This window comes from Pseudomonas sp. LBUM1678 (assembly GCF_059695575.1).
The window spans coordinates 2,502,899-2,517,642 of sequence record NZ_CP166775.1; the positions used below are offsets into that span (position 1 = coordinate 2,502,899).

Annotated in this window: 14 protein-coding genes; 9 read left to right on the top strand and 5 right to left on the bottom strand. The window is 58.9% G+C overall.

Annotation, left to right across the window (positions count from 1 at the left end; all coding sequences use genetic code 11):
- Window positions 1–17: 17 nt before the first annotated feature.
- The 5 genes from ACA070_RS11450 to ACA070_RS11470 are packed head-to-tail and all read right to left on the bottom strand — an operon-like array spanning window position 18 to window position 4,864.
- The gene (locus tag ACA070_RS11450; RefSeq protein WP_497451198.1) at window positions 18–1,043 is read right to left on the bottom strand and encodes a polysaccharide biosynthesis/export family protein; all 1,026 of its coding nucleotides are present in this window, start codon (window positions 1,041–1,043) and stop codon (window positions 18–20) included.
- Between the two features lie 22 nt (window positions 1,044–1,065).
- The gene (locus ACA070_RS11455; protein ID WP_497451199.1) at window positions 1,066–1,713 is read right to left on the bottom strand and encodes a CpsD/CapB family tyrosine-protein kinase; all 648 of its coding nucleotides are present in this window, start codon (window positions 1,711–1,713) and stop codon (window positions 1,066–1,068) included.
- Window positions 1,714–2,460, bottom strand: coding sequence for a sugar transferase (locus tag ACA070_RS11460; protein WP_497451200.1), 747 nt, complete (start codon window positions 2,458–2,460; stop codon window positions 1,714–1,716).
- Window positions 2,457–3,515 carry an NAD-dependent epimerase gene (locus tag ACA070_RS11465; RefSeq protein WP_497451201.1) on the bottom strand — a complete coding sequence of 353 codons (1,059 nt, stop codon included), beginning with the start codon at window positions 3,513–3,515 and terminating at the stop codon, window positions 2,457–2,459. The genes ACA070_RS11460 and ACA070_RS11465 overlap by 4 nt, the downstream gene beginning before the upstream one ends.
- Complete coding sequence (locus ACA070_RS11470) at window positions 3,512–4,864, bottom strand: UDP-glucose dehydrogenase family protein (protein ID WP_497451202.1); 1,353 nt, start codon at window positions 4,862–4,864, stop codon at window positions 3,512–3,514. The genes ACA070_RS11465 and ACA070_RS11470 overlap by 4 nt, the downstream gene beginning before the upstream one ends.
- 388 nt (window positions 4,865–5,252) lie before the next feature.
- Here ACA070_RS11470 and ACA070_RS11475 point away from each other — a divergent pair, with 388 nt between their 5' ends.
- The 9 genes from ACA070_RS11475 to ACA070_RS11515 all read left to right on the top strand — a co-directional run bounded on the left by ACA070_RS11475 (window position 5,253) and on the right by ACA070_RS11515 (window position 14,394).
- Window positions 5,253–6,950 (top strand): sulfatase-like hydrolase/transferase, encoded by a 1,698-nt coding sequence (locus tag ACA070_RS11475; protein ID WP_497451203.1) that lies wholly within the window; start codon window positions 5,253–5,255, stop codon window positions 6,948–6,950.
- Between the two features lie 169 nt (window positions 6,951–7,119).
- Window positions 7,120–7,788, top strand: a complete 669-nt coding sequence (locus ACA070_RS11480; RefSeq protein ID WP_497451204.1) for an ABC transporter ATP-binding protein — start codon at window positions 7,120–7,122, stop codon at window positions 7,786–7,788.
- 1 nt (window position 7,789) lies between these two features.
- Window positions 7,790–10,261 (top strand): ABC transporter permease, encoded by a 2,472-nt coding sequence (locus ACA070_RS11485; protein ID WP_497451205.1) that lies wholly within the window; start codon window positions 7,790–7,792, stop codon window positions 10,259–10,261.
- Window positions 10,251–11,306 carry a lipocalin-like domain-containing protein gene (locus ACA070_RS11490; protein WP_497451206.1) on the top strand — a complete coding sequence of 352 codons (1,056 nt, stop codon included), beginning with the start codon at window positions 10,251–10,253 and terminating at the stop codon, window positions 11,304–11,306. Before ACA070_RS11485 ends, ACA070_RS11490 begins: the two co-directional genes overlap by 11 nt.
- Before the next feature lie 62 nt (window positions 11,307–11,368).
- Window positions 11,369–11,611: a hypothetical protein gene (locus tag ACA070_RS11495; RefSeq protein ID WP_438661202.1), complete on the top strand. Its 243-nt coding sequence runs from the start codon at window positions 11,369–11,371 to the stop codon at window positions 11,609–11,611.
- An 11-nt stretch (window positions 11,612–11,622) separates the two neighbouring features.
- Window positions 11,623–11,796, top strand: coding sequence for a hypothetical protein (locus ACA070_RS11500; RefSeq protein ID WP_497451207.1), 174 nt, complete (start codon window positions 11,623–11,625; stop codon window positions 11,794–11,796).
- 88 nt (window positions 11,797–11,884) lie between these two features.
- The gene (locus tag ACA070_RS11505) at window positions 11,885–12,469 is read left to right on the top strand and encodes a hypothetical protein (protein WP_497451208.1); all 585 of its coding nucleotides are present in this window, start codon (window positions 11,885–11,887) and stop codon (window positions 12,467–12,469) included.
- Between the two features lie 351 nt (window positions 12,470–12,820).
- Entirely contained in the window at window positions 12,821–13,651 is an 831-nt protein-coding gene (locus ACA070_RS11510; RefSeq protein WP_497451209.1) for a VanW family protein, read from the top strand.
- A gap of 92 nt (window positions 13,652–13,743) precedes the next feature.
- Window positions 13,744–14,394, top strand: coding sequence for a hypothetical protein (locus tag ACA070_RS11515; protein WP_497451210.1), 651 nt, complete (start codon window positions 13,744–13,746; stop codon window positions 14,392–14,394).
- Window positions 14,395–14,744 lie beyond the last annotated feature (350 nt).

Genomic DNA, 14,744 nt, shown 5'->3' on the forward strand with positions numbered 1-14,744 from the left:
GGTCGGTCACCTGAGAGTTAGTTACTGTCACTGTCTTTGTTGTCGACGCGGTAGCCGAAGCTGAAGCCCACGCCCTGGAACAACACCACGTCTGCCAATTGCCGCGCGAGTTCACCGGCGCTGGCCAGTTTGGTCTTGGGCACATAGAGCATGTCGTCCGGTTGCAGGTACGCAATCTGCGACGCATCGCCGGCCAAGGCTTTTTCAACGTCGTAGCGCACGGCCTGCACCTGGTTGCCATTGCGGCGCATGATCATTACCGAATCGAGCCGTGCCTTAGTGTTGCTGCCACGGGCCAGGGTCAGTGCTTCAAGCACCGAGACCGGCCGGCGGATCGGGTAGGAGCCCGGTTGGCCGACTTCGCCCAGCACGTAGATTTCATTGCCGGCGGTGGATTTGAGCAGCACGTCGACGGTCATCCGCCCCGGCAGTTGTGCGTAGCGTTTGTTGAGGAAGGTTTCCAGTTGATTGACGGTCATGCCTTGCAGCGGCACGGAGCCAATTTCCGGAAAGCTTGCGTAGCCGTCGGTGCCCACGGTGATCTCCCGGCTCATGCCGGTACCCGGGTGGTTCAGGGCACTTTTGAGGTTCGCTTCGTTGCTCAGCGGGCTGATGACCTGCACGGACAGCTGGTTGCGGTTAGGCTGGAACAGCTGTTTGCGCTGGTATGCCCGCTGGATTTCCTCACGCGCCTGTTCGGACGTCAGCCCGGCGATTTTCACCGAGGTGTTGGCGCCCGGCAGTTCAATGGTGCCGTCGGGCAGCACCAGTTGGCTGCCGTTGAGCTGGCTGGCGGCGGTGAAGTTCAGGCCGATCTGGTCACCGGACTGGATGCGGTAGGCGTCCGAGCCGCTGGTGCTGATGCGGAAGATCACGTCCAGCACATCCTGTGGCCGCAGGGTCTGTTCGACCTTGGGCATGTCGGTGGCCTGGGCGTTGGCCGGTGAGGCCGTGAGGATATTCACCGGCATGTGCTGGGTTTCGGAAGTGCTGGAGCAACCTGCAAGCGGCAGCAACAGCAGGACAAGCATTTTGGCGTTCATGTCGTCATCCTTTGGCGATTGCTTACAGGTTTTTGTAGAGCCACTTCGGCATGTAGTACTTGCGCCGGTTGAACACGCTGCCGACCAGTTTCGCGCCGGCCTGGGTCAGGCGCTGAACCGCCGCCTGGGCCACTTCCCAGCGCGTGTCTTCGGAGCGCACGACCATGATCACGCCGTCCACCTGGGTGCTGATGATCATGGTGTCGGCGGCGGAGTACACCGCGTCGCCGTCGATCACCACAAAGCGATACTGACTGCCGAGCTGATCGAGCAACGGGCCCAAGAGTTCGGGTGTCAGGTGTTCGTTGCCGCGCACAAACCGGCCGTTAGGCAGGATGTGGAAGGGCAGGCTGGAAACGTTCACCACGCAGTCCTGCAGCAGTGGCGGGTTCTGGGTGTTGAACAGCAGGTCGCGAAAACCGCGCTCCTTGGTCAGCCCCATCTGCTGGGTGAGGTTGGTCGACGACTGGCTGGCATCGACCAGCAGCACCTCGCCGCTGCTCATTTGCGCCAGTTGGCTGGCCAGCGCCAGGGCACTGGTGGTTGTACCTGCGCCGGGGTTGGCGGCGGTCAGAAATAGGATCCGCAGATCTTGATCGAGCACGGTCGAGGTCAGGTTGGACTCGCTCGGGTTGGCAATGCTTAGGCTTTTGGCTGATGAACCGTCCATTTAACTCGCTCCGTGGCCGCTGAATACTTTGAAGGGGGTTTTCAACAGGATCTTCAGATCAAGCAAGAGGCTCTGCTCGGCGATATAGCTGAGGTCCAACTCAACGCGCTGGTCGAAGTCGATATTGCTGCGCCCGGAGATCTGCCACAGGCCGGTCATGCCGGGGTAGATGCTCAGGCGTGCAAGGTGATTGTCCTTGTAGCGGTAGGCGTTGAACGAGGTTGGGCGCGGGCCCACCAGGCGCATGTCGCCGAGTACCACATTGATCAGGTTCGGCAGCTCATCCAGGCTGCTTCGCCGCAGGAATCCACCGATGCCGGTGATGCGCGGATCCTTGTCGATCTTGAAATCAATCGCGTCGGCACCGTGCTTGTTCAGGTGACGCAGGGACTCCTTGAGCTCCTCGGCGTTGGCCACCATGGTGCGGAACTTGTACATGCCGAACTTGCGACCGCGGTAGCCCGTGCGTTTCTGCACGAACATCACCGGTCCCGGGCTGCTGAATTTGATCGCCAGTGCCAGGCCCATCAGGATGGGCGAGATCAGCAGCAGAATCACCAGCGCACCGAAGCAGGCGACCACGCGGTTGGTGCGTGACAGCGTCCACGGCCGACCGCCATCACGGCCGGTCATCCAGCCACGACCCTGCATATGGATCGCAGTATCGAGGCGCATTCGGTGCTCCGGGTCCAGGCGCTTGTCTCGGCGCATCTGTTGCACGGGCACCGTTTTTTCATGTCCAGTCATAGAATCCTCCGCTGAAGTTCAGCCGCGAGCGGCGCGTGGGCGATAGGCAGTGGGTAGTAATCGCGGAACCAGGCGATGAAGCGCCCGAGTCCTTCATCCAGCTCGATACAAGGCTGAAATCCGGTTGCCCGAGCCAGGTCACTGGCATCGGCGCAGGTGTTGAGCACATCGCCCGGCTGCAGAGGCAGCAACTCGACGAGGGCTTTTTGTCCGAGGTGTTTTTCCAGCAGCGCCAGGTAATCCTTGAGTTCCACCGGGTGCTGGCCGCCGATGTTGAAGATCCGCCACGGCGCCATGCTGCTGGCCGGGTCCGGTTGTTCACGGTCCCATTCGGCGTTGGCTTGCGGTGGACGTTCGATCAGACGCGTGATGCTTTCGATGATGTCGTCGATGTAGGTGAAGTCGCGCTGGTGCTCGCCGTAGTTGAACAACTTCAACGGCTGACCTTCGGCAATCGCCCGGGCAAACTGGATCGGCGACATGTCGGGCCGACCCCAAGGCCCGTACACGGTGAAAAAACGCAGGCCGGTGCAGGGAATGCCGAACAGATGGCTGTAGCTGTGGGCCATCAGCTCGTTGGCTTTCTTGGTCGCGGCGTACAGCGACAGCGGGTGGTTGACGCCGTCCTTCACCGAGTACGGCGTGTGCTGGTTGGCGCCGTACACCGAACTGGATGAGGCGTAGATCAGGTGCTTGACCGGGTGGTTGCGGCAGCTTTCGAGGATGTTGAGGAACCCGTTCAAATTGCTGTCGAGGTAAGCCCGAGGGTTTTCCAGGGAGTAACGCACCCCGGCCTGCGCCGCGAGGTGAATCACCACCTCGGGTTTTTCACGGACAAACAGTGCCTCGATGGCCGGACCGTCGGCCAGGTCAACCGTCGCGAGCTGGAAAGCGCCAACCTGCTCCTGCACCCAATCCACGCGGTCGTGTTTGAGTTGCGGGTCGTAGTAGTCGTTGAAATTATCCAGCCCGCACACATCGTGCCCGTCGCGTATCAGCCGCAATACGCAATGGGCACCAATGAAACCGGCCGCTCCGGTGACGAGAATCTTCATGGTCGCGGCGCCTCCGGAACGATGTGCCGCAGGCCGATGCCGCTGTAGTGCAACCCTGCCGCTGCCACTTGTTCCGGGTTGTAGAGGTTGCGACCGTCGACGATCACCCGTGAGCGCAATTTGCTCGCCAGGAGGTCAAAGTCGACCACGCGGAAGTTCTTCCACTCGGTGCAGATCACCAAGGCGTCGGCGTCTTCCAGGGTGTCGTCGCGGGTGGCGCACAGGTGCAAGTTATTGCGGTAGCCGTAAATGCGCCGGCATTCGGACATGGCTTCCGGGTCATAAGCCTGCACGCTCGCGCCTTCGGCCCACAGCGCTTCCATCAGGTAACGGCTGGGAGCTTCGCGCATGTCATCGGTGTTGGGTTTGAACGCCAGGCCCCAGATCGCGATGGATTTGCCGGCCAGCCCGTTGGGGAATTGCGCTTTCAGTTTGCTGAAGAGGATGTGGCGCTGACTGTCGTTGACGTCGGTGACGCTGCGCAGTAGACGCAACGGCATGCCGTTGTGTTCGGCGGTGTGCAGCAGGGCGCGCAGATCCTTGGGGAAGCACGAACCACCAAAACCGCAACCCGGGTAGATGAAGTGGTAACCGATGCGCGGGTCCGAACCGATGCCTTTGCGCACCGCTTCGATGTCGGCCCCCAGCAGCTCGGTGAGGTTGGCCAGTTCGTTCATGAAACTGATGCGCGTGGCGAGCATCGCGTTGGCCGCATACTTGGTCAGCTCGGCGCTGCGATTGTCCATGAACATGAGCTTTTCACGGTTGCGGCAGAACGGTGCGTAGAGCTCGCTCAGCTGGCCACGGGCTTCGTCGTCGTCGGTGCCGACGATGATCCGGTCCGGGCGCATGCAGTCGGCGAGGGCGCTGCCTTCCTTGAGAAACTCGGGGTTGGACACCACCCGCACATTCAGGGCGCTCTTGCCACGGCGATGCAGTTCTTCGTTGGCGGTGGCGGCCACCTGGTCCGCGGTGCCGACCGGCACGGTGGACTTGATGATCAGGGTGCGATCGGCCTCCATGTAACTGGCGATCTGGCGGGCCACATTCAGGACGTGGCTGAGGTCGGCCGAACCGTCTTCATCGGCGGGCGTGCCGACGGCGATGAAAATCAGCTCGGCGTGTTCGACCGCATCGCTGGCCTGGGTCGTGAACAGCAAACGGCCGGCCTTGATGTTCTCTTCCAGCGTGCCGGATAACCCCGGTTCGCTGATTGGCGGTACGGCCTGTTGCAGTTGTTTGATCTTGTTCGGATCAATGTCGACACATAAGACACGATGTCCGACATCGGCCAGTGCCGCTGCTTGTATCAGGCCGACGTAGCCCGTACCAAATACGCTCACGTCCATATTGGCGTGCCTCGTAAGACGGTTGAAAGAACTGAAATAAGACTGTCAAAAGGGGTATAGCCCAGCGCTGGGAAAACGTGTCAGCAAAATGACATGTTGCGTTGCTATAACAGGCCCATTTTTGGGGCGATTTGCCATCAAGTGCTTGCCGCAGCTGGATTTGCCGCGGTTTTGACGGGTTTTTCACATTTCGAAGAAAACGATAAACGGTCGTAGGGCTTGAAACACAAGGGTTGTAGACGATCGAGTGTGTCAGATTTGAGTCAACGTTTTTTTGACGCTTTGTTGAAAAAACCGACATTTCTTGCGCTTTGATGGCCCGGTGCTAGTGTCAAAAAATGGCCGACAATCTATTGGCCAACGAACGGCCGCGAGCATCGGAAATACTATGATTCGATACCTCAAAGAACTGCTCTTAGTTCTCTATTTAGTTAAGAACTACGACTATTACCTGGAACGCCTGAGCGCGATGGGCATCGGCTTCCCGGTGCTGCTGTTTGGCGGGATGTTTATCGCGCTGACAGTGGCGCTTTTCATGACCGCCTACATTCGCCAGACATTGATCCGTCACGTGTTCGCCCTGGCGATGTTCGCCTCGGCGGTGTTTTTTGATGTCTATACCCGCGTCACGGCCGATTACCTGACGTACAGCAGCTTCGTGTCGCTGGTGTATTCCGGCGGGTTTATCCAGGAAGCGGCGTACCAGTACCGCGACGCGATCATCAGTGGGGTGGTTGGCGGCTTGCTGCTGCTGTTTGGCATCGGGCTCAAGCCGCGTCGGCGCATGCCGTTGCCCGGTGCGCTGCTGGTGGCGGCGCCGGTGCTCGGGGTGCTGTTGCTCAGCGCGGTGCTGTTTGTGCGAGCCGGCGAAGGCGCTCGTGGCCTGCCGATCATGTACACGCCGCTGGCCTATCTGAACCTGTTCACCTATGAAGCCCTGCACAACACCGTTGGTCCGCGGGAATCAGTGAGCCTGGCGCGCAACGACTCAGCGCCGGGGCACGACATCGTGCTGATCATCGACGAAAGCATTTCCGGCAACTACCTGGACATCAACGCGCCGTTCGGTGTGCACAGCAACCTCAAGGAACCGCGCCCGGGCGTCGAGATCTTCAATTACGGTTACGCCGCGTCCATTGCCAATTGCAGCGCCGACACCAACATCACCTTGCGCTACGGCGGCACCCGTGCCGACTACATGCGCATCAACAGCACGATGCCGTCGATCTGGCAGTACGCCAAGAAGGCCGGCCTGCGCACCGTCTACATCGATGCCCAGCGCACCGGCGGCAACTTGCAGAACCTGATGAACGAGGCCGAGAAAAAGGACATCGACGAGTTTGTGCAATTCGACCAGACCAGCGTGCGCGACCGTGACATGGCGACAGCGGCGAAACTGATCGACTTGCTCAATGACGGTAAACCCGAGTTGGTAGTGATTAACAAGGTCGGCGCGCATTTCCCGGTGCACGACAAATACCCGGATGCGTTCATGGCCTATCGTCCGACCTTGCCTCGTGGCCAATTTGTGGAGATCGCGGACACCGGCACGCGGGATGGCTTCAACGGTCAGCCCGATGACTGGGTGCTGTACCGCAATGCCTACAAAAACACGTTGCTGTGGAACGTCGGGGAGTTTTTCTCACGTGTTTTTGCCAAGGCAGACATGAGCAATGCGCTGCTGATCTACACCTCGGACCATGGGCAGGACCTGCATGAGCGGGGCAACCCCGGGTTGAATTTGCACTGTGGTGGTGATCCGGTGCAGGAGGAGGGCCTGGTGCCGCTGGTGGTGATTCAAGGGGATCAGTTGCGCACACTGGATTGGCAGAAGGCGCTGGCCGGGAACAAGGATCGGTCGAGCCACTACAACATCTTCCCGACGTTGTTGCAGTTGATGGGGTATGACCTGGCGGGGATCGAGGCGGTTTATGGCAAGCCGTTGAGCGTGCCGACGGCGGACGACTTTACGTTCAACTACCGGTTCAATGCGCGGCTGGGGGCCAAGCCTGAGTGGAAGCACATTGATCTGAAGAGCATTGTGACGCCGGGGCAGGCGGCTACGAGTGTGGCGGCGGGGCAGTGAGGATTTTGGTTGTCTGATACGGCCTCTTCGCGGGCAAGCCTCGCTCCTACAGTGTTTTTTTGGTGTTCACAAAACCTTTGTGGGAGCGTGGCTTGCCCGCGATGAACGATAACGCGGTGCCGCTGCCGTCCGCTATCCTAGGCGCACTGACTTCAGCGAGCCTTCCCTCATGCTTCAAGTCCAAGGCGTCTTCAAAAGCTACGCCACTCCGCAAGGTCCACTGCCGGTGCTGCAAGGTGTCGACCTGACATTGAAACCTGGCAGCAGCTTGGCGCTGATGGGCGAGTCGGGCAGCGGCAAGAGCACCTTGCTGCACTTGATTGCGGGGCTGGACAAGGTTGATCGCGGCAGCATTCAAAGCGGCGAGCATCGGCTGGACCAGATGAACGAAGGACAACTCGCCACCTGGCGCCGGACCGAAATCGGCCTGGTGTTCCAGCAGTTCAACCTGATCGGCAGCCTGCGGGTCGAAGACAATCTGGCATTTCAGGCGCGGCTGGCCGGGCGACATGATCCGCGCTGGCAGGCGCATCTGGTGCGGCGATTGGGGTTGGGTGATTTGCTGCGGCGTTATCCGGAGCAGCTCTCCGGCGGGCAACAGCAGCGCGTCGCGTTGGGTCGCGCCCTGGCGTCGCAGCCGAAATTGCTGCTGGCCGACGAGCCCACCGGCAGCCTCGATGAAGCCACCAGCGATGAGGTATTGAAGTTGCTGCTGGAATTGCTCGACGACAGCCCGACCACCTTGTTGATGGTCACTCACAGCCCCCATGTGGCAGCACGCCTGGCGGAAAAAGTGGTGCTGCACCGCGGCCGTCTGGCTGGTGCGGGCGAGCGCTGAGGTGCGAGTCTTTCGCGAAACACTGCGGGCGCTGCTCAGCCATTGGCGGCAGCACCCGGTGCAATTTTTCAGTGTGCTGACCGGGCTCTGGCTCGCCACCAGCCTGCTGACCGGCGTGGAGGCATTGAACAGCCAGGCGCGGGAAAGCTATGCCCGGGCCAGTCAGTTGATCGGCGGTGAACCACAGGCCAGCCTCAGTGCACCCAGTGGCGCGACCTTCTCCCAGCAGTTGTTTGTCGACCTGCGCCGCGCCGGCTGGCCGGTCTCGCCCGTGCTGCAAGGTCGGGTGACGCTCAAGGGCCATGAAGACCAGCGTTTGCAGCTGATGGGCATTGAGCCGGTGTCGCTGCCGGCCGGCTCGGCGGTGGCGGGGCGATCATTGGCGATCGAGCAGATTGTCGAGTTTTTCACCCCGCCGGGCCGCACCTGGATTTCACCGCAGACCCTGCAGACGTTGGGGCTGCATGAAGGTGAACAACCGCAGAGCGCGAGCGGCGTGGCATTGCCGCCGCTGCAGGTCCAAACCGACATGGCCCCCGGCATGTTGCTGGTGGACATCGGCTTCGCCCAGCAGATTCTCGGTCTGCCGGAGCAACTGTCGCGCCTGCTGCTGCCCAAGGATTTCAGCGCTGCATTACCCGATCAATACATAGGCCAGTTGCAGCTCAAGACCAGCGGTGAAGAAAACAATCTGTCGCGACTGACCGAAAGCTTTCACTTGAACCTCGATGCCTTGGGGTTTCTGTCTTTCGTGGTCGGCCTGTTCATCGTTCACGCCGCGATCGGGCTGGCGCTGGAACAACGCCGAGGATTGCTCAGAACCCTGCGCGCTTGCGGGGTCAGTGCACGCATGCTGATTACGTGTCTGGTGGTTGAACTCGGTGCGCTGGCGCTGATTGGCGGCATTGCCGGTGTTGCCAGCGGCTACCTCCTGGCCAGCGTGCTGTTGCCGGATGTGGCCGCCAGTCTGCGCGGGTTGTACGGCGCCGAAGTGGCGGGGCAGTTGAGCCTCAGTCCGTGGTGGTGGTTCAGCGGTGTGGGCCTGAGTCTGTTCGGCGCGCTGCTGGCCGGAGCCAGCAGTTTGTTGCGGGCGGCGCGTTTGCCCTTGCTGGCCCTGGCCGATCCGCAAGCCTGGCATCAGGCGCACGCGCGGTGGTTACGGCGCCAGGGTTGGGTCGCGGCACTGGCCGCGGTCATCGCGCTCATCGCCTTGTTCTGGGGGGACAGCCTGGCCAGTGGTTTTGTGCTGATGGCGGCGCTGTTGATCGGCGCCGCACTGGCCTTGCCGGTGGTGCTCAATACCGTCTTGAACCTGGCGTTGAGCCGCAGTCATTCGGTGCTCGGCCAATGGTTTCTCGCCGACTGCCGCCAGCAATTGCCGGCGCTCAGCCTGGCGCTGATGGCGTTGCTGTTGGCACTGGCGGCGAACATCGGCGCCGGCAGCATGACCGCCGGTTTTCGCGAGACCTTCAGTGACTGGCTCGAACAACGCCTGACCGCCGAACTCTACGTCAATCCGCAAAACCCCGCCCAGTCCCGAGAACTGCACACTTGGCTGAAACAGCAGCCTTCGTTGACCGCCGTGCTGCCCAACTGGCAAGTGTCGATCCAGTTGCAGGGCTGGCCGGCGGATGTCTTCGGCGTGATCGATCACCCGACCTATCGCCAGCATTGGCCGCTGCTGGAAGCCTTGGGCGACAGTCCCTGGGACCGCTTGGCCAAGGACGATGCCCTGATGCTCAGCGAACAACTGGCCCGGCGCTTGAACGTGCGGCTCGGCGATCACTTGACGCTCCCCACGCCGGGCGGCCCGTGGTCGCCACGGATCGTCGGGATCTACGCCGACTACGGCAACCCCAAGGGTCACCTTCTGGTCAACGCCAACCATCTGCTGCGCGGGTGGCCGCAGCTCACGCCCAATCGTTTCAACCTGCGCATCGAGCCGGCGTTGATTCCGGCATTCCTCAAAACGCTGCAAGCACGCTTCAACTTGGACGACAGCCGAATCGTCGATCAGGCGCGGCTCAAGGGGTGGTCCACGCAAGTGTTCGAACGCACCTTCGCCGCCACCGCCGCGCTTAACAGCCTGACCCTGGCCGTTGCCGGTGTGGCGCTGTTCATCAGCCTGCTGACCCAGAGCCAGAGCCGTCTCGGGCAACTCGCCCCGCTGTGGGCGCTGGGCGTGACGCGGCGGCAATTGATGCTGCTCAACCTGGGGCAGACCTGGCTGCTGGCGGTGCTGACGCTGGTGCTGGCGTTGCCGTTGGGAATCGCCTTGGCGTGGTGCCTGGACACGGTGATCAACGTGCAGGCGTTTGGCTGGCGATTGCCGTTGCGGGTGTTTCCGCTGCAGCTGTTGCAGTTGATGGGGCTGGCGTTGCTCGCAACCTTGCTGGCGTCGGCGTGGCCGCTGTATTCGCTGTATCGCACGCAACCGGCGGACCTGCTGAGGACGTTTGCGCATGAGGATTAAGGTCGCGATGTTGCTATTGGCGTTGTTGAGCGGCTGCGACAACTCGGCGCCTGACGATAAAGGCTTCGCCGGGCTCGGCGGTGAGGCCTCCGCGTTTACCCCGGTGGTGCCCGGTCGGGTCTTCAGCTTCCCGGCCGATCATGGGCCGCATGACGGTTTTCGCATCGAATGGTGGTACGTTACAGCCAATCTCAAGGACGATCAGGGCCGCGAGTTTGGCGTGCAATGGACGCTGTTTCGCAGTGCGTTGAAGGCTGTTTCAGAGCAGTCGGGTTGGGGCAATCAGACCATTTGGCTGGGGCACGCGGCCGTGACATCGGCAACGGCCCATCACGCGGCCGAACGCTACGCCCGTGGCGGCGTTGGTCAGGCGGGTGTGAATCTCGCACCGTTCAATGCCTGGATCGACGATTGGCGCTTCAGCAGTCAGGGAACCGATGCCTTGGCGGATCTTCAACTCAGCGCTCGGGACAAGGGCTTCAGCTACCAATTGCGGCTGACGTCCACACGTCCGCTGGTGCTTCAGGGTGACAAGGGTTTCAGTCAGAAATCCGAACAAGGGCAGGCGTCGTATTACTACAGCCAACCTTTTTTCCAGGCCAGTGGTGCGCTGGAAATCGATGGCAAAACGTATCAGGTGAACGGTCCGGCCTGGCTCGACCGCGAGTGGAGCAGCCAGCCACTGACCGTCAATCAAACAGGCTGGGACTGGTTTTCGCTGCACCTGGACAGCGGCGAACAGGTCATGCTTTACCGCATGCGGCAAAAGGACGGCGCGCCTTACCTTACAGGCACCTGGATCGACGCCCAAGGTCAGACGCAATTGCTGCACGCCGACGACATCAGCCTCACACCGCAGGACACCGCCAATGTCGCCGGTCGTGACATGCCGGTGCGCTGGTCGATCAAAATCCCCGCCAAACACCTCGACATCACCATCACCGCGCTCAACCCCAATGCCTGGATGGATCTGCGCATTCCTTACTGGGAAGGCCCGGTGCAATTCAACGGCGGCACGGGCTACCTCGAAATGACCGGGTATTAAGTCGGAACTCTCGACTAAACGACGTCCTCCTACGTTATGAAGCCCGTTCACAGGAGCCCGCCATGAGCGACGATCTCAAACCGCCTGACCTTGCCGCGTGGCAGCGTTTGTTCGAAGACAAGGCCTACTGGCAGCAATCCCCCGACGCCCATTACAGCGAACTGCTGCGGGTGGCCGACGACTTGCTGGGGCAGGGCGCCATCGATCTGGAGCAATGGCAGGCCTTAAAGGCCAAGGCCGAGCAATCCCACAAAGACTCGCCCGCGGTGAACGTCGCCCAGGAAGTCGATGATCCCGAAGCCTGAGGAGAATAATCATGAAATCCCAATCCCCCGACACCGCTGAACACCCCGACGAACCGCGACCACCCGGCGAAGTCGAGCGCGACAACGACGCCCTGCGCCCCACCGACCCGACCCGGCGCAAAGACAGCGGCAAGGGCACGAAAAGCGGCGAATCCACCGCGCAAGAAACTGCAAAAACTCCCTGAACTGTGTCTATGCTGATTTGCACAGTCGGCGCTGACCCACGGGCCAGAGCCGTCTGCTGCCACCAAAATCACAGGGAAAGTATTGCTTATGAAACTCCACGCACTGACTAAAGCCATCACCCTCGCTACCTTGCTGTCTGCCACCAGCCTTGGCGCCATGGCTGCGGACATTCCGCTGTCTGCCGTTGTGGAAGCGGATCAGGTCACGACCAAAGTTGTCTCGGTCGATGCGGCGAATCACCAGGTCGTCCTTGAAGGGCCGGAAGGTCGCCAGGTTCATGTGCAACTGACCGACAAGGCGAAAAACCTCGCCAACCTGAAAGTCGGCGATCAAGTCGACGTGAAGGTCACCAGCGCCGTCGCCGCGTACCTCGACACTGATATCGACAAAGGCCTGCCAGGCACTGTCGAGCGCACCGGCGAAGTCCGTGCCGCCCCCGGCAGCGACAACCCGGGCGGCGAAGCCTACCGCCAAGTACAGGTTCAGCTGAAAATCACCAAAATCGACCTGAAGAAAAACCAGGTGACCTTCGAAAACCCAGCCGGCCAGTCCAAAACCATCGACGTCGTACGGCCCGAAGTTCAAGCAAAACTGAAAGAGCTGAAAGTTGGACAGAGTGTCGTAGTGACCTACACCGACATACTGACAGTGACCAGTAAACACAAAAGCTGAGTATTAACTCTATATATTGATTGTTCTTGTACAACTTTTTTGTATAAGAACAATCAGTTTTAATGGTCTAACCGGTGAGTTTTTTGTTGTCGTACAAATCATATTTAAAATGACATTTAATTAATGTTGTATCGATAAATTTCATGATTATGTATACGGACAACTTTACCGACTTCAATTAAAATACTTCCCGTTCGCCCAGTGGCAGGGCTCTTTACCAGTGCAGGGATTGCCGAGGCCATTACACTGGGCGAACACCTCCCGAGTTCGATACGCACCTGCAGCAATACGTTAAGATGCGCGGCACTTTTCACATCAAGGATGAAAACGGCCGCCGCCGTTCTGACACGGATGAAACCACTCTCCCTCTATCACCCGGCTCTCTACTGGCTGCGCGTGTGGCAAAAAAGACTGTTTCGACAAATAGCCTGGCGCTTCTCCAGTCGGCAATACGCCGTTTCCATCAACCCCGAATCCCGCTTGCCCTTTCGCTACCTCAAACACACCTCCAAGCTAATCCGAAAGCTCGGCAACTCCGACCTTGCGCTGCAACATAACAAAGTCATCAACCTCAAACTGGCCGTGTCATCGATAAACGGCATAGTCATCGCGCCCGGCGAGTACTTTTCCTTCTGCCGACTGGTGGGCCGACCGACCCGCAAACGCGGTTACGTCGAAGGCATGGAGCTGTCATTTGGTGAAGCACGCAGCGGCATCGGCGGCGGCATCTGCCAATTGAGCAACCTCATTCACTGGATGGCCATTCACTCACCGCTGGTGGTGGTCGAGCGGTCGAACCACAGCTTCGATCCGTTTCCTGATGAAGGTCGAGTGTTGCCGTTCGGCTCCGGGGCGGCGATTTTTTATAACTATATTGATTTGGTGCTGCATAACCCGACGGATCGGCATTTTCAGTTGAAGTTGAAGGTTGGGGAGCAGCAGTTGGAAGGGGAGTTGTTGTGTGATCGGGTGAGGGAGGTTCGGTATCACGTTTATCAGGTTGGGCATCGGTTTTTGCGCGAGGGCGGGCGGGTGTTTCGGGAGAATGAGATTTGGCGGGAGGTGAGGAGCAAGGGGCAGGGGAGTGAGGTGTTGGAGGATGAACGGCTTTATAGGAATCGGGTGATGGTGAAATACCCGGTAGATGAGAGCCTGCTTTCCTTCCAGCAGGTTTACCGATGATAACGGTGGCTAACTTTCAATTTCAGTTAATGGCCTTATGATGGCTTTTTCGCTAAGGTGTTCATTGTTTTTAATGTAACCGCGAGGTAAATATGTCCCAAGGAAACGAATCTACAGTGCCGGCGATGCTTTGGTGGGAGAAAACTGTCGAATATGCTTTTGTTCGCCATATTTTGCCTTTGGATTCTCTAGCAGCTCCTTTGGCGGGTGATGCGGAGAAATTCTTCGGTGACCTAATGAGCGAAGATAACGATGGGCAGGCTCGCCTTATTGAGTTCAAACGTGAGGACGGTGATATCAAGCATGAAGTGGTCAAGTACTACCCAAAAGATCAAGTGCCCGATAACCAGACCTTTCATGGGGCCTGGCTTGAGGCTATGGATAACCGGCCATGTGCTGGCAGTCTTGGGCACTGGTTCGTTTTCGGTGCTCAGCTAAAGGCGAACGGACTGTTTGTGTTGATCAGTCGACAGTACGGCCCTGCTGACGCAAAAGCATTCAAGATTGAGGATGATGCACAACTAGGTTACGTGAAACCTAAAGCGCTCCTGGAGTACATGCAACGCCTGTTGGAAAAACGAACACGAGGAGGAGGTTGGTCAGGCTCCATGGTCGTCGCCAAGTTAAATGGAAAAAGTATGGTAATGAATCCACAGGAATTCATTGAAAAAACAGTGAGAATTCAACCTGCTCCCAAGCCAGCTGCAGCGACATCTACGTTTGAATATCCGAAACCAAGATGATTCGGAGCAAAGAGGCGCCGAATTGAACACCAAAACGGGACGGATTTATTTTCATCAGAGAAAATAAATTCGTCTTCTTTTTGAAATTGTTCTCGTCTCATTTGTGCTATTGGAGATATGATTTTTGTGGTGTTAAGTCTCGAGCATGTAGGATTCGATCTTGTCAATAAATTCCGATTTGTTCTTTGTTTTGAAATCGCCTAAAAAAACCTCAGAATTTTTTACTGGTAAACCTTTGTTATCATATTTAATTGTAAGAAAATCAATAACAAATTCCCCGTCTGGATCCCCCTCGGGTTCAACTCTGGCATCAAAGCAATTACCAGTGCTTTTTCTAACTCCTCCGAGAA